The 17,197-nt window shown below is 72.1% G+C and carries 17 protein-coding genes; 10 read left to right on the top strand and 7 right to left on the bottom strand.

Features of this window, described 5'->3' with window-relative positions; translation table 11 throughout:
* Nucleotides 1-83 precede the first annotated feature (83 nt).
* The 3 genes from QLQ12_RS05055 to QLQ12_RS05045 all read left to right on the top strand — a co-directional run bounded on the left by QLQ12_RS05055 (nt 84) and on the right by QLQ12_RS05045 (nt 4,027).
* Nucleotides 84-1,544 (top strand): glycosyl hydrolase family 18 protein, encoded by a 1,461-nt coding sequence (locus tag QLQ12_RS05055; protein ID WP_282757427.1) that lies wholly within the window; start codon nt 84-86, stop codon nt 1,542-1,544.
* A 64-nt stretch (nt 1,545-1,608) separates the two neighbouring features.
* The gene (locus tag QLQ12_RS05050; RefSeq protein ID WP_282757426.1) at nt 1,609-3,015 is read left to right on the top strand and encodes a class II 3-deoxy-7-phosphoheptulonate synthase; all 1,407 of its coding nucleotides are present in this window, start codon (nt 1,609-1,611) and stop codon (nt 3,013-3,015) included.
* Nucleotides 3,008-4,027, top strand: a complete 1,020-nt coding sequence (locus QLQ12_RS05045; protein WP_282757424.1) for a threonine aldolase family protein — start codon at nt 3,008-3,010, stop codon at nt 4,025-4,027. The genes QLQ12_RS05050 and QLQ12_RS05045 overlap by 8 nt, the downstream gene beginning before the upstream one ends.
* 49 nt (nt 4,028-4,076) lie before the next feature.
* Here QLQ12_RS05045 and QLQ12_RS05040 read toward each other — a convergent pair whose 3' ends face one another.
* A complete protein-coding gene (locus QLQ12_RS05040; RefSeq protein ID WP_282757422.1) occupies nt 4,077-4,781 on the bottom strand; it encodes a CTP synthase C-terminal region-related (seleno)protein in 705 nt (234 codons plus the stop codon).
* Between the two features lie 71 nt (nt 4,782-4,852).
* On the opposite strand from QLQ12_RS05040, the gene QLQ12_RS05035 reads away from it, so the two are divergent.
* Nucleotides 4,853-5,734, top strand: coding sequence for a LysR family transcriptional regulator (locus QLQ12_RS05035; protein WP_282757421.1), 882 nt, complete (start codon nt 4,853-4,855; stop codon nt 5,732-5,734).
* Here the strand turns inward: QLQ12_RS05035 and QLQ12_RS05030 are convergent.
* From QLQ12_RS05030 to QLQ12_RS05020, 3 genes are all read right to left on the bottom strand, one after another.
* Nucleotides 5,661-6,578, bottom strand: a complete 918-nt coding sequence (locus QLQ12_RS05030) for a deoxyribonuclease IV (protein WP_282757420.1) — start codon at nt 6,576-6,578, stop codon at nt 5,661-5,663. The two genes, QLQ12_RS05035 and QLQ12_RS05030, sit on opposite strands and share 74 nt — an antisense overlap.
* A complete protein-coding gene (gene pknB / locus QLQ12_RS05025; RefSeq protein ID WP_282757418.1) occupies nt 6,566-8,575 on the bottom strand; it encodes a Stk1 family PASTA domain-containing Ser/Thr kinase in 2,010 nt (669 codons plus the stop codon). The genes QLQ12_RS05030 and pknB overlap by 13 nt, the downstream gene beginning before the upstream one ends.
* A 134-nt stretch (nt 8,576-8,709) precedes the next feature.
* On the bottom strand, nt 8,710-9,447 hold the full coding sequence (locus QLQ12_RS05020; RefSeq protein ID WP_282757416.1) for a hypothetical protein: 738 nt from the start codon (nt 9,445-9,447) through the stop codon (nt 8,710-8,712).
* A gap of 36 nt (nt 9,448-9,483) precedes the next feature.
* Between QLQ12_RS05020 and QLQ12_RS05015 the strand changes: the two genes are divergently transcribed.
* Nucleotides 9,484-9,834 (top strand): Rv2175c family DNA-binding protein, encoded by a 351-nt coding sequence (locus tag QLQ12_RS05015; protein ID WP_282757414.1) that lies wholly within the window; start codon nt 9,484-9,486, stop codon nt 9,832-9,834.
* A 57-nt stretch (nt 9,835-9,891) separates the two neighbouring features.
* On the opposite strand, the gene QLQ12_RS05010 is transcribed toward QLQ12_RS05015, so the two are convergent.
* Entirely contained in the window at nt 9,892-10,962 is a 1,071-nt protein-coding gene (locus QLQ12_RS05010) for a polyprenyl synthetase family protein (protein ID WP_282757413.1), read from the bottom strand.
* A gap of 191 nt (nt 10,963-11,153) precedes the next feature.
* Between QLQ12_RS05010 and metF the strand changes: the two genes are divergently transcribed.
* The 3 genes from metF (at nt 11,154) to QLQ12_RS04995 (ending at nt 13,452) form a co-directional block, all read left to right on the top strand.
* Nucleotides 11,154-12,077, top strand: a complete 924-nt coding sequence (gene metF, locus QLQ12_RS05005; protein WP_282757412.1) for a methylenetetrahydrofolate reductase [NAD(P)H] — start codon at nt 11,154-11,156, stop codon at nt 12,075-12,077.
* An 87-nt stretch (nt 12,078-12,164) separates the two neighbouring features.
* Nucleotides 12,165-12,830, top strand: coding sequence for a CDP-alcohol phosphatidyltransferase family protein (locus tag QLQ12_RS05000; RefSeq protein ID WP_282757410.1), 666 nt, complete (start codon nt 12,165-12,167; stop codon nt 12,828-12,830).
* Between the two features lie 181 nt (nt 12,831-13,011).
* The gene (locus QLQ12_RS04995; RefSeq protein WP_282757409.1) at nt 13,012-13,452 is read left to right on the top strand and encodes an HNH endonuclease; all 441 of its coding nucleotides are present in this window, start codon (nt 13,012-13,014) and stop codon (nt 13,450-13,452) included.
* Nucleotides 13,453-13,675: 223 nt separating this feature from the next.
* On the opposite strand, the gene QLQ12_RS04990 is transcribed toward QLQ12_RS04995, so the two are convergent.
* Entirely contained in the window at nt 13,676-13,894 is a 219-nt protein-coding gene (locus QLQ12_RS04990; RefSeq protein WP_282757408.1) for a hypothetical protein, read from the bottom strand.
* A 31-nt stretch (nt 13,895-13,925) separates the two neighbouring features.
* On the opposite strand from QLQ12_RS04990, the gene QLQ12_RS04985 reads away from it, so the two are divergent.
* Nucleotides 13,926-14,414, top strand: coding sequence for a hypothetical protein (locus tag QLQ12_RS04985; RefSeq protein WP_282757406.1), 489 nt, complete (start codon nt 13,926-13,928; stop codon nt 14,412-14,414).
* 72 nt (nt 14,415-14,486) lie between these two features.
* Complete coding sequence (locus QLQ12_RS04980; protein WP_282757404.1) at nt 14,487-15,791, top strand: MFS transporter; 1,305 nt, start codon at nt 14,487-14,489, stop codon at nt 15,789-15,791.
* Here QLQ12_RS04980 and QLQ12_RS04975 read toward each other — a convergent pair.
* Nucleotides 15,781-17,190, bottom strand: coding sequence for an FAD-dependent monooxygenase (locus QLQ12_RS04975; protein ID WP_282757403.1), 1,410 nt, complete (start codon nt 17,188-17,190; stop codon nt 15,781-15,783). The two genes, QLQ12_RS04980 and QLQ12_RS04975, sit on opposite strands and share 11 nt — an antisense overlap.
* Between the last annotated feature and the right edge of the window lie 7 nt (nt 17,191-17,197).

The raw sequence follows: 17,197 nt of genomic DNA, 5'->3' as shown, positions 1-17,197 counted from the left end.
GCTTGACTGTTGTTAATCGATGTGACTACCGTCTCCTCATCCCTCTCATTGGAAAGTTTCCTAACTGTTTGAGGAGACATCCGTTGCGTACAACCCCCCGTCGGGCGCTGATCGCCGGCGTGATCGTTCTGGCGGCCGGCGTCGCCGTTCCGATCACCCAGGCGTCCGCCGCCGCCGCCTGTGCCACCCCCTGGTCCTCGAGCGCCGTCTACGTCAAGGGCAACGTCGCCTCGCAGGCCGGTCACAACTACACCGCCAAGTGGTGGACCCAGAACGAGTCCCCGGCGACCAACAGCACCCAGTGGGCCGTCTGGGCCGACAGCGGTGTGTGTGAGGGCGGCACCACGCCTCCCACGACGCCGCCGACCACTCCGCCGACGACCCCGCCCACCACCCCGCCGACCACGCCGCCCACCACCCCGCCCACCACGGGCGACAAGTGGGTCGTCGGCTACTTCGCCGAGTGGGGCGTCTACGGCCGCGGCTACCACGTGAAGAACATCGACACGTCCGGCTCCGCCGCGAAGCTGACCCACATCCTGTACGCCTTCGGCAACACCACCGGCGGCAAGTGCAGCATCGGTGACTCGTACGCCGACTATGAGAAGGCCTACACCGCCGCGGAGAGCGTCGACGGCGTCGCGGACACCTGGGACCAGCCGCTGCGTGGCTCGTTCAACCAGCTCCGCAAGCTGAAGGCGAAGTACCCGCACCTCAAGGTGATCTACTCGATGGGCGGCTGGACCTGGTCCGGCGGCTTCAGCGACGCCGCCAAGAACCCGGCCGCGTTCGCCGACTCCTGCCACCGCCTGGTCGAGGACCCGCGCTGGGCCGACGTGTTCGACGGCATCGACGTCGACTGGGAGTACCCGAACGCCTGCGGTCTCACCTGTGACACCAGCGGCCCGGCCGCGTACGCCAACGTGATCTCGGCGCTGCGCACCAAGTTCGGCGGCAACAACCTGATCACCTCGGCGATCTCCGCCGACGGCAGCAACGGCGGCAAGCTCGACGTGGCCGACTACGCGGCCGGCATCGCGAAGCTCGACAAGGTCTTCCCGATGACGTACGACTACTTCGGCGCCTTCGCCGCGCAGGGCCCGACCGCCCCGCACTCGCCGCTGACCTCGTACCCGGGCATCCCGCAGGCCGGCTTCAACTCCGACGCCGCCGTGCAGAAGCTCAAGAGCAAGGGCGTTCCGGCCAGCAAGATCCTGCTCGGCATCGGCTTCTACGGCCGCGGCTGGACCGGGGTCACCCAGGCGGCGCCGGGCGGCTCCGCGACGGGCGCCGCGGCCGGCACCTACGAGGCGGGCATCGAGGACTACAAGGTCCTCAAGACCAAGTGCCCGCCCACCGGTACGGTCGGCGGCACCGCCTACGCCTTCTGCGGCAACAACTGGTGGAGCTACGACACCCCGTCGACCATCGCCGGCAAGATGACCTACGCGAAGAACCAGGGTCTCGGCGGCGCGTTCTTCTGGGAGCTCTCCGGTGACACCACCAACGGTGAGCTGATCACCGCCATCAAGGGCAATCTGTAGTCACCCTGTGAGAAGAGGGGCACCGGGCGCAGCCCCGGTGCCCCTCTTCCGTAGGCTTTCCGATATGCGCCGCGAGTGGCATCAGCTCAGTCACCCCGGGGTGGGCAACCCGGCTCTCCAGACGTCCCGCCCGTCCACCGACTCCGCCGAGGACTCCGCTCTCGGCCTCGACCGCTGGCGCAGCCTGCCGCGCGTGCAGATGCCGCCCTGGGCGGACATGGGCGAGGTCGCCGAGGTCTGCAAGGTCCTTGACAACGTGCCGTCGATCGTCGCGCCCTACGAGGTCGACCAACTCCGGCACCGGCTCGCCGAGGTCTGCGAGGGCCGCGCGTTCCTGCTCCAGGGCGGTGACTGCGCCGAGACCTTCGCCGACAACACCGAGAGCCACCTGCTGGCCAACGCCCGCACGCTGCTGCAGATGGCGGTCGTGCTCACCTACGGCGCGTCGATGCCGGTGGTCAAGGTCGCCCGGGTCGCCGGGCAGTACACCAAACCCCGCTCCGCGCCGACCGACTCGCTCGGCCTGGCGGCCTACCGCGGCGACATGATCAACTCGCTGGAGGCCGACGAGGCGGCCCGGGTCGCCGACCCGCAGCGCATGATCCGGGCGTACGCGAACTCGGCCGCCGCCATGAACATGCTCCGCGCCTACCTCTCCGGCGGCCTGGCCGACCTGCACGGCCTGCACGACTGGAACAAGGACTTCGTCCGCGCCTCCCCGGCCGGCGAGCGTTACGAGGCGATCGCCCGCGAGATCGACCGCGCCCTCGACTTCATCCGCGCCTGCGGCATGACCGACAGCGAGGCGCTGCGCACCGTCAGCCTGTACTGCTCGCACGAGGCCCTCGCCCTGGAGTACGACCGGGCGCTCACCCGCGTCTCCGACGGCCGGGCGTACGGGCTGAGCGGCCACTTCCTGTGGATCGGCGAGCGGACCCGCCAGCTCGACCACGCGCACATCGACTTCATCAGCCGCATCGCCAACCCGATCGGTGTGAAGATCGGTCCGGGCACGGAGCCTTCGACCGCGATCGAGCTGTGCGAGAAGCTGAACCCCGACAACATCCCCGGCCGGCTCACCCTGATCAGCCGGATGGGCAACGGCAAGGTCCGCGACGTCCTGCCGACGATCGTGGAGAAGGTCAACGCCACCGGCGCCAAGGTCGTCTGGCAGTGCGACCCGATGCACGGCAACACCCACGAGTCGTCGAACGGCTACAAGACCCGCCACTTCGACCGGGTCGTCGACGAGGTGCTCGGCTATTTCGAGGTGCACCGCGGGCTCGGCACCCACCCGGGCGGCATCCACGTCGAGCTGACCGGCGAGGACGTCACCGAGTGCCTCGGCGGCGCCCAGGGCATCGAGGACCTCGACCTGCCGGGCCGTTACGAGACGGCCTGCGACCCGCGCTTGAACACCCAGCAGAGCTTGGAGCTGGCGTTCCTCGTCGCCGAGATGCTTCGTGGCTGATCTGCGGTCGGACACCGTCACCCGCCCCACCAAGGGGATGCGGGCGGCGATGGCCCGCGCGGCCGTCGGCGACGACGTCTTCGGCGACGACCCGACGGTCAACGCGCTCGAGGCTCACGTCGCGGATCTCTTCGGGCACGAGGCGGCGCTGTTCGCCCCGTCCGGCACGATGGCCAACCAGATCGCCCTGCAACTCGTCGTCCCGCCCGGCGGCGAGTTGCTGGCCGGGGCCGACGCGCACGTGGTCACCTATGAGCTCGGCGCCGCCGCCATGCTCGGCGGCATCTCCACCCGCACCTGGGGTTCCGACGGCGCCGCCCTGGACGCCGAGCGGATCGCCGGGATGATCCGCCCGCGCGGCTTCCCGTCGGTGCCGACCGCGGCGATCGCCGTCGAGCAGACCCACAACCTCGGCGGCGGCGGGGTGATCCCGCTCTCCACACTCCAGGATCTGCGTGCGGTCGCCGACACGAGCGGTGTGACGCTGCACTGCGACGGCGCCCGGATCTGGCACGCGCACATCGCCGACGGGGTGAGCCTGGCCGAGTACGGCGCCCTGTTCGACACCCTCTCGGTCTGCCTCTCCAAGGGGCTCGGTGCGCCGGTCGGCTCCCTCGTCGTCGGCAGCCGGGAGAGGATCGCCAGGGCCCGGGTGATCCGCAAACGGATGGGCGGCGGCATGCGGCAGGCGGGCATCCTCGCCGCCGCCGGCCGGTACGCCCTCGATCACCACCTGCGGCGGCTCACCGAGGACCATGAGCGGGCCCGCATCATCGCCGAGGCCCTCGCCCCGTTCGGGGTGGTCGATCCGGAGAAGGTGCGGACGAACCTCGTACCGCTGGATCTGTCGAAATCGGACCTGGACGCGCCGACGCTGGCCGCCCGCGCCGCCGAGCGGGGTGTGCTGATCGCGGCGATGCTGCCGCGCGTCGCGCGGCTCGTCACCCACCTGGACCTCGACGACGCCGCCATGGACCAGGCCATCGACGTGCTCTCCGAACTGCTGACCTGACCGTCGCCGGCCGGCGGCAGCGGTCTTCCGCCACGGCCGCCGCGTCCGGCTACACCGCGAGGTGACCGGCGGCCCGGCGGGCGGCGGCGTGGACGAAGCCGCGGATCAGCGGGTGCGGGTCCGTGCCGTCGCCGGCGAGTTCCGGCTGGAAGAGGGTGGCCAGGAAGAACGGGTGGCCGGGGAGTTCGGCCGCCCGCACCGCGCCGGTGTCGTCGTGGCCGGTGAACCGCATCCCGTGCTCGGCCAGCAGACCGAGGTGGGCGGTGTCGAGACCGTAACTGCAGTGGTAACGCTCGACGGTCCGGGCGGCGCCGAGCAGTCGTTCGGCGAGCGAGCCGGGGGCCAGATCGACCGCGGCCTCGTGCCCGGCCAGTGAGCAGGCCAGCGGCACGATCAGCTCGTCGTCGCCGGCCGGCCCGTACTCGGCGTGCCGGGCGCCGCTGAAACCGCACACGTTGCGGGCGAACTCCAGCATGGCGTGCTGGAAGCCACCGCAGGTGCCGAGGAACGGCACACCGCCGGTGCGGGCGGTCCGCGCGGCCGTCACGGCTCCTTCGATGCTGCGGTACGGGCTGCCCGGCACCAGCCAGATTCCGTCGAACCCGTCCAGGGCCGCCGGGTCCTCGGCGTCCGGAGTCGGGATCCAGTAGACGTCCAGGTCCTCGTCGTCCCGGAGGACGTCGAGCAGGACCGGGATGCGGGTGTGCGCGCGGACGGCCGGTGAGCGGTCTCCGACCAGGGCGATCGTCTTCATGCGACCATCCTTTCGGCTGGCGGACATCACGTCCAACGATCAGAAGTGACCACGGCATTAGCATTGCTGATGTGGACCCGCACCTGCTACGTACCTTCATCGCGGTCGCCGAGACCGGCTCGTTCTCCGCCGCCGCGCAGCGGCTCAGCTACACCCAGTCGGCCGTCTCCCAGCAGATCGCCGTCCTGGAGGCCGACCTCGGCACCGTCCTGCTGACCCGCCGCCCGGTCGCCCTCACCTCGGCCGGCGAGCGCCTGCGCCGGCACGCCACGCTGATCCTGGCCCGGCTCGCCGCGGCCCGGGCCGACGTGGCCCGCGCCGACTCGCCGCCCGGCCGTCTGATCCTCGGGCTCACCCCACTCGCTTGGTCGTCCCCGGTGGCCACGGCGCTGACCCGGCTCCGCGCCGATGCGGCCCGGCTGGACTGCCGCGTCCTGGTCGCCGACCGGGACCGGATCGTCGCCGCCGCGGCCGCCGGAGAGATCGACCTCGGGCTGGTCGACGGCTTCGTGGCGCCCAGCGACCCGCTGCCGCTGCCCGAGGCCGGCGCGGTCTCCGTGGCCGTGAGCCCGGCCGTGGTGGCGGTCCCGGCGGGTCACCCGCTCGCCCGGCGCGGCGGCCTCGATCTGGGCGATCTGGCGGACGCCTACTGGATCGACGCGCCCGCGGTCGCGCCGTACACCCGGCTCCCCGTCGACGGGCTGCGGACCGGCCTGCGTTACGACGGCGCCGAGGTCACGGTGCTGACCGGCTTGATCGCGGCCGGGCACGGGCTGGCGGTGCTGCCTGCCGCGATCGTGGCCCGCCAACCCGGCCTGGCCGGGGTGCCGATCACGGCGCCCCGGCTGGTTCACCGGGTCGAGGTGTTGCGCACCCCGATCAGCGAGGAGCCCGCGCTTCGGCTCCGGGAGCTTCTGGCAAGCCCTCCGGCAAGCCCTCTCGCAGGCTCTTGAGCAGCTCGATGTCGGCGGCGTGGCCCTCGTGCCCGACCGTCGGCGTCTCCACGATCACCGGCACCCCGGCGGTGGCCGGATGGGCGAACAGCTCGGCGAACGGTTTCGCGCCGATCAGGCCCTTGCCGATCGTCTCGTGCCGGTCCCTGGTGGAGCCGCACTCGTCCTTCGAGTCGTTCGCGTGGATCAGCTGGAGCCGGCCCGGCCCGGCCGCCGCGACCAGGGCGTCCAGCGTCTCCGTCATGCCACCGGGAGTGGCCAGGTCGTGCCCGGCCGCCCAGGCGTGGCAGGTGTCGAAGCAGACGCCCAGCCAGGGGTGGCCTTCGACGGCCGCGAGGTAGGGCGCCAGGTCCTGCACCTTCGACGCCAGGCTGCGGCCGCCACCGGCGCTCGGCTCGACCAGCAGTCTCGGCAGTCCCTCGGCGGCCGCCCGGTCCAGCAGCGGCAGCAGCGCCTCGCGGAGCTGGTGCAGCGCCTTCTCGCCGTGCTCCTCGTCGACCGCGCTGCCGGCGTGATAGACGACGGCGGTCGCGCCGATCGCCTTACCGCGCTGAAGGGCGTGCTCCAGCGTGGCCACCGACCGCTCGACCGTCAGTTCGGTCGGTGAGCCGAGGTTGACCAGCAGCGACGCGTGGATGTAGGCGGGCAGGCCGCGCTCACCGATGCCGTCCCGGAACAGGGTGTCCTGTTTCGGGTCACCGGCGGGCAGAGCCCAGCCGCGGGAGTTGGAGACGTACACCTGGAGGGTCTCCGAACCCGCGGCGTCGACGTAGGGGAGGGCGGCCTTGGCCAGCCCGCCCGACGTCTTCGTGTGTGAGCCGATCCGCCTGATCAAAAGAAACACACCAACTGGACCACGCTCTGCGGGGCGACCTGGCTTCCCGGGCCCGGGTTCATCTGCCGGGTTGTCTGGTTCGGGTCACCGTTCGTCTGGACCTGGACTCCCAGTTGCTGGAGCGCCGCCGCCGCCTGGGTGCACGGCTGGTTGGTCACGTCGGGCAGGGTGATCTGTGCGGGACCCTTGCTCACCGTGAGGGTGACCTGGGCGTTCTTCTCCACGCCGGTGCCCGCCTTGGGCGACTGGGCCAGCACGGTGTCGGCCGGCTCGTTGCTCTCCTGGGACTGTTCGGCGGCTTTCAGGCCACGCTGAGCGAGGATCGTGCGGGCGTTGTTGACGTTCTCGCCGACCAGGTCGGGGATGGTGATCGGGGCCTTGCCCTTGCTCAGCACGAGCGTCACGGTGTCACCGGGCTTCAGCTCGGTGCCGGCCTTGGGATCGGTGGAGAGGACCACGCCCTCGGGGGCGGTGTCGCTGTACAAGCCCTTGCCCTGTTTCACCACGAGCTTGAGCGACTCCAGCTGGGCCTTGGCGAAGGTCAGCTCCTGACCCTCCAGCTCAGGAACCGCGTGCACCTCGGGGCCGAGCGACAGGATGACGGTGATCTTGTCACCCTTGACGATCTTCTCCTGCGGGCCGGGGCTCTGTTCGAGGACCGAGCCCTTGGGCACGATGGGCTCGTTGAGATCGAACTTGCTCTCGCCGACGAGGATGTCGAAGCCCTGCTGCTTGGCGAGCTGGGTGGCCTGATCCTGGCTCATCGTGAGCAGCGTGGGCGCCTCGGTGTAGCGGCCCATCGTCACCCACCAGGCGCTGCCGAGGACGACCACGGCCATCACGGCGACCAGAGACGTCAGCACGAGACGGCGACGGTCGGAGAAGAAGCCGCCCCCGCCCACGGGCGGGGCGGCGACCTGGCGGTACGGAGCGTTACGGCTGTTGCCCTGCTCCGGCAGCCGGGCCCAGGACGGCCGATGTGACGACTGGTAGGTGCCGGCCGGGACCGCCGGCACCAGCGCGGTGGCGTCGGCCGACGGGATGGCCGGGACGATCCTCGTCGCGTCGGTGCTGCCGGGCACACCGGGGACCGGGCGCATCATCGCGGTCGCGGCCTCCGCGTGCGCGACGCCGAGGCCGTCGCGGGCGGTCTGCACCTCGGTCAGCAGCCCGCCGGCGTCGGTCGGACGGGAACCCGGATCACGCCGGGTGGCCCGGGCGACGAGCCGGTCCAGGATCGCGGGCAGGCCGGGGACGATCGACGAGGGCACCGGGACGTCGTTGTCGACGTGCTGCCAGGCCACCTCGATCGGCTCGGCGCCGTCGTAGGGCACCCGGCCGGTGAGCATCTCGAAGAGCACGATGCCGGCCGAGTAGACGTCGGTGCGGGCGTCGGCCTGCCCGTTCTGCACAAGCTCGGGAGCCACGTAGGCCACCGTCGCCATCAGCTGGCCGGTGTCGTCGACCGTGCTGGCCTCGATGGCCCGGGCCAGACCGAAATCGGCCACCTTGACCACCGCGTCGACCAGATCGGCCGTGCCGCCGCTGGGCGCCTCGGCGACCAGCACGTTCTCCGGCTTGACGTCGCGGTGCACCAGGCCGGCGCGGTGCGCGGCGGCGATCGCGGCGAGCATCTGCTCCAGGATCGCCAAGGCCTCGACCGGGCTCAGCCGGGTGCGCTGGGCCAGCAGGTCACGCAGGGTGCGGCCCTGCACGAACTCCATCACCAGGTAGGGGAGACCCTGGTGGCGGCCCTGGTCGTAGACCGCCACGACGTTCGGGTGGGTCAGGCGGGCGATCGTCTTGGCCTCGTCGGTGAACCGATCGACGAAGTGGACGTTGGTGGCCTGCGACGGGTGGATGATCTTCAGAGCGACGGTGCGCTCCAGCCGCTCGTCGGTGGCCCGGTAGACGGTCGCCATGCCACCACGGGCGACGCGACCGGTGATCCGGTAGCGCCCGTCAATCGTTGTGCCGATCAACGTATCGGCGACTGTGGTGTCCATCGGCGTGAAGTGTATGTGTCTTTCCAGTGAGGGCGACCCAGGATGTCACAGCTGAGTCCAAACGGGTACGCAAACGCGTGTGACCAGCGCCGATTGACGTCATACGGATCCGCAAAACGGATATTACGCTTTTGTCAGCGACGGTGCCTGCGGTGATGTCGGTCACTGTCCGCGCTCGGGGCGATGCCGTCCGGGGCGGGGGAGAGCGACTCGCTCGTGCTCGGCGAGGGTGAGTCGCTCGCCGCCGGGGAGGCGGAAACGGACGCCGAGGCGGACGGGTCGGACGGTGCGGTGGGCGTCGGCACCGGCGGCGTCTCGCAGTGGCATTCGGGATCGACCGTGACCGGTTTGGTGGTGCCGCCCGCGGTGCGGCCCGTGCCGGCTCTGGCGGCGGACCGGGTCGCCGTGGCCTGCGGCGGGACCGCCACACCGACGGCCCCGCTCGTCGCCGTCACCGTGGGCGTGGGGACGGCGCGCTGCCTCCCCGGCGTCTGCGGCACCCGGCCCATGCCCGCCATTCCGCCGCGGATCGCCTCGTCCTGCGCCTCGTGCCCTCCCGGCGGCGCCGCCGCGGCGACCGTGGTGTCGCTCATCCGCCCGGCGAAGGCCGTGGTCGCCACGATGTACGAACCGGCCGCGCCGCACGCGGCGAGTGCGCAGAAGGCGGTAACAGCGACAAATCGCCGTGGAGGCCGGGCGTCCGTCTCCGGTGGCCCGGCCGGCAGGTCGACCAGTGACCCCGGGAACGTGTTCAATCCCGTCGAAGTGACGTCCGGCCCCGGATCCCGCTCGGCCGGGCGGCGGCCCAGGTCGTAACAGATCGACCGCCATGCGCCGGCCATCTCGCCTCGGACGTTGCGCCACAGGCTCATCAACTGTTCTCCGCTCTGGTCTGGCACCCTGTACCGGTGACCGAACCCGTAACCACCGGCCCCTCCGGCTGGATCAACCTGCCGGATGTGTCCGAAATGCTCGGCGTGCCGATCAGCAAGGTGCACCAGTACATCCGCGACGGCTCGCTCCTCGCGGTGCGCAGGGACGGCGTCCGCGTGGTGCCCGCCGAACTGGTGGCCAACGAGACCGTGCTCAAGCACCTACCCGGTGTGCTCAACCTGCTTCATGACGCCGGGTACAACGACGAAGAAGCCCTCCGGTGGCTCTACGAACCGGACGAGAGCCTCGGCGGCAACGCCGCGATCGCCCTCGGCGGCGACCGGGCCCGCGAGGCGAAACGGCGCGCGCAGGCGCTCGGCTTCTGACGCGCGGGTGGGATCCGGGCGCGCTCCACGCCCGGATCTCACGCACACATCGGCTGGTCAGACCGTCCGGCGGGTCGCCGCGTCGGCGAGCGCCCGCAGCACCGCGCGCGCCTCGTCGTCGATCGGCGCCTCCGCCAGAGCGGTCAGCGCCTCGGTGTTCAGCGTGTCGATCCGGGCCTCGGTGGCGGCCAGCGCTCCGGAGTCCCGGATGATCGCCCGCAGCCGCTCCACCCCCGCGTCGTCGAGCCCCGGATCGCCGAGTGCGGCGTCCAACTCCGCCCGCCCGGCCTCGCCCAGCGCTCCGAACGCGGCCGCCACCAGATAGGTCCGCTTTCCCTCGCGCAGGTCGTCGCCGGCCGGCTTACCGGTTTGCACCGGATCCCCGAAGACGCCCAGTACGTCGTCGCGCATCTGGAACGCCTCACCGAGAGGCAGGCCGAACGCCGTGTACGAGGCGAGGATCTCCGGCCCGGCGCCGGCGAGCGCCGCACCCAGCAGCAGGGGCCGCTCCACCGTGTACTTCGCGGACTTGAACCGTGCCACCTTGCCGGCCCGCTCCAGCGACGTGTCACCGGTCGCCTGGGTCAGCACGTCCAGGTACTGCCCGACCGTCACCTCGGTCCGCATCCGGTCGAAGACCGGCCGCGCCCGTGCCAGCTCGGCCAGGCCCATCCCCGACGTGTGCAGCAGCTCGTCCGACCAGACCATGGCCAGGTCGCCGAGGAGCACCGCCGCCGAGTCACCGAACCCGGCCGCGCCACCGCGCCACCCCTCGGCGGTGTGCAGCACCTCGAACCGGCGGTGCACCGACGGTTCGCCGCGCCGCGTGTCCGACCGGTCCATCAGGTCGTCATGGATCAGCGCGCTCGCCTGCACCAGTTCCAGCGCCGAGACGGCCGCCACCACCTCGTCCGAATCCGGGCCGCCCGCTCCCCGGAAACCCCAGTAGGCGAACGCCGGCCGCAGTCGCTTGCCACCGCCGAGCACGAACGCCGACACCGTGTCGGCCACACCGGCCAGCGCCGAGTCGATCTCCAGCAGGTGCTCGCGCGCGGTGGCGAGGAAACCGGAGAGCGCCTTGTCGACACGCGGCCGCAGACCGGCCCGCTCGAGCGGAGGAATCGTCACGCGGAAGACGCTATCCGGTGCCGGGCGGCCTCGCCCGGCCAGATCACCCGGTTCAGCCGGTCCCGTCCCCCGGTGGCCCTCCAGCCGGCGGTCAGTGCTGTATCAGTGACGCGGAAACAGCACTGACCGACGGCCGGGTCCCGGCCGTCCGGCCGGATCAATCGGGGCTGCCGGGCCGGTAGAGTTCCGGTGTGGCTCTTGGTCTTCCCTCCCGGCTTCCCGGCACCCCGTCCGTCGGTGATCTGGTCCGCGGTCCGGCGCCGACGTTCTCGTTCGAGTTCTTCCCGCCCAAGACTCCGGCCGGGGAACAGCTGCTCTGGCAGGCGATCCGCGAGCTGGAGTCGCTGCGCCCCAGCTTCGTCTCGATCACCTACGGCGCGGGCGGCACCACCCGGGACACCACCGTCGCCGTCACCGAGCGGGTCGCGGGCGAGACCACCCTGCTGCCGATGGCCCACCTGACCGCGGTCGACCACTCGGTCGCCGAGCTCCGCAACGTCATCGGGCGCCTCGCAGGCGCGGGCATCAGCAACATTCTCGCCGTCCGCGGCGACCCGCCCGGCGACCCCACCGGCGCGTGGGTCCGGCACCCCGACGGCGTCCTCTACGCCGAGGACCTGGTGCGGCTGATCCGCGAGTCCGGGGATTTCAGCGTCGGCGTGGCCGCCTTCCCCTACAAGCACCCCCGCTCCGCGGACGTCGAGAGCGACACCCAGGCTTTCGTGCGCAAGTGCCGGGCCGGCGCCGACTTCGCGATCACCCAGATGTTCTTCGACGCCGACGACTACCTGCGCCTGCGTGACCGGGTCGCCGCGGCCGGGTGCGACACCCCGATCCTGCCCGGTGTCATGCCCGTCACCCGGATGGCGACGATCGAACGCTCGGTGCAGCTCTCCGGGGCGCCCTTCCCGCCCGCCCTGCTGAGCCGCTTCGAACAGCTCGCCGGCGACGAGGAGGCGGTCCGCGCCCTCGGCATCGAGACGTGCGCCGAGATGTGCGCCCGCCTGCTCGCCGAGGGGATCCCCGGCATCCACTTCATCACCCTCAACCGCTCCACCGCGACCCGCGAGGTCTGGCAGCACCTGGCCCCCGCCGAGATCGCGGCCGTGGCCTGACCGGTCTCGCGCAGATCTTCCGCAGTCGATGGCGACCCGGCCCGCCCGCGCACCCCGCCGGCCCGGCATCATACTCCGGGTGGCGCCGTGACCTGGGACGAGTACGCCACCGCGTGGTCCGGGCTGCACGGCGGCTTCGATCCGCGCCGGGCCTCGCCGCTGGTCCGGGGATGGGTGCGTGGCGCGTACGAGATCGGGTCCTGGCTCGGCCGTAAGGGTGTCGCACCGGTCGCGGTGACCCTCGCCGGGCTGCTGTTGTGCCTGGCCGTGCCGCTCGCGGCGCCGGCCGGCGTGCCCGGCCTCGCGGGCGGCGCCGTGCTGGTGCTCCTCGCCGCCGCCGCCGACGGCCTCGACGGCGCCGTCGCGGTGATCACCGGCCGCGTCACCCGCGGCGGGTTCGTCTACGACTCGGTCGCCGACCGCATCGGAGAGGCCGCCTGGCTGGCCGCCTTCTGGCTGGCCGGGGTGCCCGGCTGGCTGGTGGTCATCGCGGGAGCGGCGAGTTGGCTGCACGAGTACCTCCGGGCCCGTGCGGCGGTCGCGGGAATGCCCGACATCGGGACAGTCACCGTCGGTGAGCGCCCGGCCAGGGTCGCGGTGACCGTCACCGGGCTGATCCTCGCGCCGCTCGCGGCTTTCGTCTCGCCCGGCTGGACGGTTCCGGTGCTCACCGTCGCCGTCGCGATCTGGCTGATCCTGCAGGTCATCGGCCTGATCCAGTTGGCCGCCGCGGTCCGCGCCGCCCTCCGCTGACCGGTCGGCGCTTCTTCGCCCTGTCGGCGCTGCCGCCGCGTGCCCGGCGTTTCGGTGACGGTTTATTCGGTTGTCGGTGATCGATGTCGGGCCTATTTTTTCTTCAGCGGATCCGCCGGGTCAGGAACGTCCCTGAGCTGTGGATTCGTCTTGTGCAAATGATTTTCCGGGGGGTGACGAAATGAGTGCGGTTCTGGTTCTCAATGCCGACTGCGGACCGCTGCACCGGGTCAGCCTCCGGCACGCGATCCGGATGCTGTTCCGTCAGGTCGCCGTGGTGCACGAGGCCCAGCAGGACAACCGGATCGGGGTCTACCCGGTGCCGACCGTGGTGCGACTGGTGTCCTACGTGGTGACGCGGTGGCGGCGGGGCCGCGGTCCGGCGTGGTCGCGGGCCGGGGTGCTGGTGCGCGACGGGCGGAGGTGCGCCTACTGCGGCGAGGCCGCCTCGACCATCGACCACGTGCTGCCCCGCTCGCGCGGCGGCCGCAACGAATGGCTGAACACCGTCGCGGCCTGCGGGCGCTGCAACAACCGCAAGCGCGACCGCACCCCGGCCGAGGCCCGCATGCCGCTGCGCGTGAAGCCGTTCGCCCCGGTCTGGACGGCCTCCCTCGCCTGAGGTCCCTCCGGTTGACACTTTCCGATCCCGCCGACGGCTGGGGACACGGCAGCAGGGCTTCCCTGAACGGGCGGTCGGCGGGTTTCACGGGGACCCGCCGGCCGCCTCTTGCTTTCCCCGGAGGCGGCCGGTTTCGCCGGCGGCGGCCCTGTCACGCCGATCGGGAGGTGATCTCAGGACGGGGCGTGCCTCACGGCGGATCGTCCGCCATGGCCGGATGTGATCAGGCGACGGTGACCGGGTCGCGGTCGCCGGTGGTGGCCGGGCGCGGCCGGGCCGCGGGCCGGCGGGCGCGGTCACGTTCCCACCACCACTCGGCGAGCAGCAGCGGGACAGTCCAGCCGAGCCAGGCGCTCGCGGCGGAGGCGACCCAGGCAGCAGGCCCTCGTCGCCGTGGAAGGCCTGGCTCGCTTGCTCGACGGCATCGAGCTTCGGTTGTCAACGTATGGTTGACAACTACTAGAGTAGTGACCGTGCCTGAGTGGGAAGAACTGCGCGCGATCCGGGTTCGCCGGGCCCGGCTCGACGCGGAGGAACTGGAACTGATCGACCGCGCCCGGCGCGGCGGCGCGACCTGGACGGAGATCGCCGCCGCACTCGGCCTCGCGAGCCGCCAGGCGGCGGAGCAGCGCCGCGCACGGCTGGCCCAGGCGTCCGAGCGCGCCTCGCTGCCGCATCGGCGAGAACTCGATCGGGGGTACGGTCCCGGCGTCCCCGAACTGCGCAAGAGGTCGATCGACCTGCACCGCAGGATCGGCGCGGACCGGCGCTGGGACGGTCGCTTCACCCGCGCCGCCCTGGTCCGGGAAACGCTCGCCGCCGCCGGCGATGCTCCGGCCGGCGCTCTCTACGACCTGGTCGCCGCCGTCCTCGGCGATCTGGCCGGGCCGGAGGCGCCGTCCCTGCCCGCGGAGCTGCGAACGGCCGTGGAGCGGTTGCGGGAGGCGTTCGTCATCAGTTGACGCGGGCCGTGCCGACATCCAAGATATGAGTCCTCATCACTCAAGTCTTTAGTCGGGCGATAGGGGTGCGACATGCGACAGAACTCTGCGGCGGTCAGGGCGCCGGCCAGACGCGGCACAGGGTGGAACGCTGCCCTGTTCGTACTCATCTCGGTCCTGTCCGGTTTCGGTGGCACCGCCATGACCCTCGCCGCCGGCATCTGGATCCTCGATCTGACCGGCAACGCCGGTCTGGCGGCGCTCGCCGCCCTCGGCATCTATGCGCCCAGCCTGGCCGCGCCCTGGCTGGGCGCCCTGGTCGACCGCTTCCCCCGCCGCGCCCTGTTGATCACCGCCGAACTCTCCCTCGGGCTGGCGCTGCTCAGCCTGCTCACGGTCGACGCGCCGGAGGACGCCTGGCTGATCTACGTGGTGCTGCTGGTGCGGGGCGTCGGCTATGTGCTCGTGGACGCCGGGGAGACGGCGCTGTTGCCCGCCGCCCTGCCGGCCCGCCTGCTCGGTGACGTCAACGGGTGGCGGTCGAGCGCGCAGGAGGGCATGAAACTGCTGGCGCCGCTCGCCGGGGCGGCCCTCTACGCGTGGTCCGGCCCGGTGCCGGTGGTCCTGCTCTGCGCCGCCCTGCCACTGGCGAGCGGCGTCCTGTACGCGCTGCTCCGCCTGGGCGGCGAGGGCCTGAGCAGCGACGGCGTGGGCGGGGACGGCGTGGGCGGGGACGGCGTGGGCGAGGCGCGTGCGGCAGACGGGAGCGAGCGGGTGAGCCTGGGATGGGCCGGCGTGCGCACCGGGCTGGTCGCGCTGGCCCGGGAGCCGCTGCGCACGCCGGTGCTGCTCGCGACGGTGGCGATCGCCGTGTCCGGCCTCACCAACGCCGCCGTCCTGTCCCGGCTGGTCGACGGTCTGCGCCTGCCCGCCACCCATCTGGGTTTCCTCTCCAGCGCACAGGGCGCCGGCTCGATCGTCGCCGGGCTGCTGGTGGGCCGGTTGCTGGCCCGGATGCCGGCCGCCCGGGTGGCGGGGCTGGGCGCGGTGGTCTTCGCGGCCGCATGCGTGGCCTGGTCCCTGCCCTGGTGGCCGATGATGGTCGCCGGGAGCGTGCTGGCCGGGGCCGGGCTGCCGTGGGCGCTGGTCGCGGCGGTAACCGCGATCCAGACCGGCACCCCGGAGCACCGGTTGGGCCGGGTCGCGGCCACCGGCAACACGGCGATGTTCGGCCCGCTGGCGCTGACCATCCCGCTCGGCGCGGCCCTCGTCGCCCTCGGCGACCGGGTTCCGCTGCTGGCCGGTGCGGCTGTCGTCCTTCTCGTTGCCGTGGCCTCCCGCCGGCGCCTCCCGGGCAGGTCCTCGCCTCCGTCGAAGGAGACCGGGGTCAGGGAGTGATCTGCTTGAGGTAGTCGAGGACGTCGGCCGGTTCGTGCGTGACGCAGCCGATGTAGTTGTCCGGCCGGATCAGGAACAGGGCCGGTCCGGTCACGTCATAGGCCGAGGCCGCCTCGGAGACGTGATGGACGGGGACCGGGAGTTCGGGCAGCGTCTCGGACCAGTGGAAGGCGAGCAGGGTGGCGTGCGCCCCGCGCAGCAGATCGAAGACCCGCCCGGCGGAGAGCGGCACATCACCGGCCCGCCCGGCGGAGAGCGGCGCGTCGGGCGCCCGGTCACCGGCCTGGACCAGACCCGGCCGTGGGCGGTGGTCGCGAGCCAGGGCGGCGCCCCGATAGTTCAGGGAGAGCTGCCGCAGGACGGGGTCGTCGCGGCGCATGGCGTCCTCGGCGCCTTCGACGTGGCGCCGGTGCAGGTGGCTGCTGACGCCCAGGACCGATGCCGCGACCGGCAGGCGTTCCTCCTCGTAGGTGTCGAGAACGGCGGAGTTCCCGGTGGCGATCTTCCAGCCCAGGTTGTAGGCGTCCTGGATACCGGTGTTCAGTCCTTGCCCGCCGGCCGGTGGGTGCACATGGGCGGCGTCGCCGGCGAGGAAGACGTCGCCGGCCCGGAACCGGGACGCCATCCGGATGTTGGCCCGGAACTCCGATGTCCAACCCACCTCGGTGACCGTGATCGACGGATCCACCGATGCGACGAGTTCGGCGGCGGACATCGTGGACGGTGGCGCGGTGAGCTGGAACCAGTCGGTGCCGGGCAGCGGGCACAGCCCGAGCCGGAACGACCGCTCCCCGGACGGCCACACGTGCCAGTGGCCCCGGTCGAGGCCGCGGAGTCTGACGTCGGCGATGAGCATCCGCTCCTCCTCGTGGGTCTCGCCCTCGAAGCCGATCCCGAGCAGCTTGCGGACCGTGCTGCCGCCGCCGTCCGCGCCGACCACGTAACGCGCGTCGACGGTCTCGCCGGTGTCCAGCGTGACCCGTACGCCGTCGTCTGTCGGGGTGAGGCCGGTGAGGCCCACGCCGAACTCCACCGGGACGCCCTCGGCCAGCAGGGCGGAGGTGCGCCACTGCGGAACCATCAGCATGTTCGGGTACGGCACCGCGGGCGTCGCCTCACGCGGCTCGTCGAGCCGGAAGTCGTGTGTGCCGCCGCCGGGCAGGTGCGCCCGCAGCGCGGGGTATTCGCCGCCGGCGTCGAGGAACCGCGAGATCAGCCCGAGGTCGTCGAGGACCTCGAGGGTGCGCGGCTGGAGTCCTTTGCCGCGAGATCCGTCGAACGGCCGCGGCGATCTCTCCACGATCCGGTAGGGCACCCCGTGCCGGCCGAGCTGGCGGGCGAGGGTGAGGCCGGTGGGCCCGGCGCCGGCAATTACGGTGAATCCAGATTCAGTGAACATGAATTCA

The sequence above is a fragment of the Actinoplanes sandaracinus genome, assembly GCF_030009775.1.
Lineage (GTDB): Bacteria > Actinomycetota > Actinomycetes > Mycobacteriales > Micromonosporaceae > Actinoplanes > Actinoplanes sandaracinus.
Note: the sequence above shows the minus strand (reverse complement) of the source record. Positions and strands in the feature narration are given on the sequence as shown.

What these genes read in the sequence shown, in the direction of transcription:
- QLQ12_RS04980 (WP_282757404.1), top strand. Translation starts at nt 14,487, where the DNA reads ATGCGACAGAACTCTGCGGCGGTCAGGGCGCCGGCCAGACGCGGCACA.
- QLQ12_RS05020 (WP_282757416.1), bottom strand. Translation starts at nt 9,447, where the DNA reads ATGAGCCTGTGGCGCAACGTCCGAGGCGAGATGGCCGGCGCATGGCGG.
- QLQ12_RS04995 (WP_282757409.1), top strand. Translation starts at nt 13,012, where the DNA reads ATGAGTGCGGTTCTGGTTCTCAATGCCGACTGCGGACCGCTGCACCGG.
- QLQ12_RS05050 (WP_282757426.1), top strand. Translation starts at nt 1,609, where the DNA reads ATGCGCCGCGAGTGGCATCAGCTCAGTCACCCCGGGGTGGGCAACCCG.
- pknB (WP_282757418.1), bottom strand. Translation starts at nt 8,575, where the DNA reads ATGGACACCACAGTCGCCGATACGTTGATCGGCACAACGATTGACGGG.
- QLQ12_RS05040 (WP_282757422.1), bottom strand. Translation starts at nt 4,781, where the DNA reads ATGAAGACGATCGCCCTGGTCGGAGACCGCTCACCGGCCGTCCGCGCG.
- QLQ12_RS04975 (WP_282757403.1), bottom strand. Translation starts at nt 17,190, where the DNA reads ATGTTCACTGAATCTGGATTCACCGTAATTGCCGGCGCCGGGCCCACC.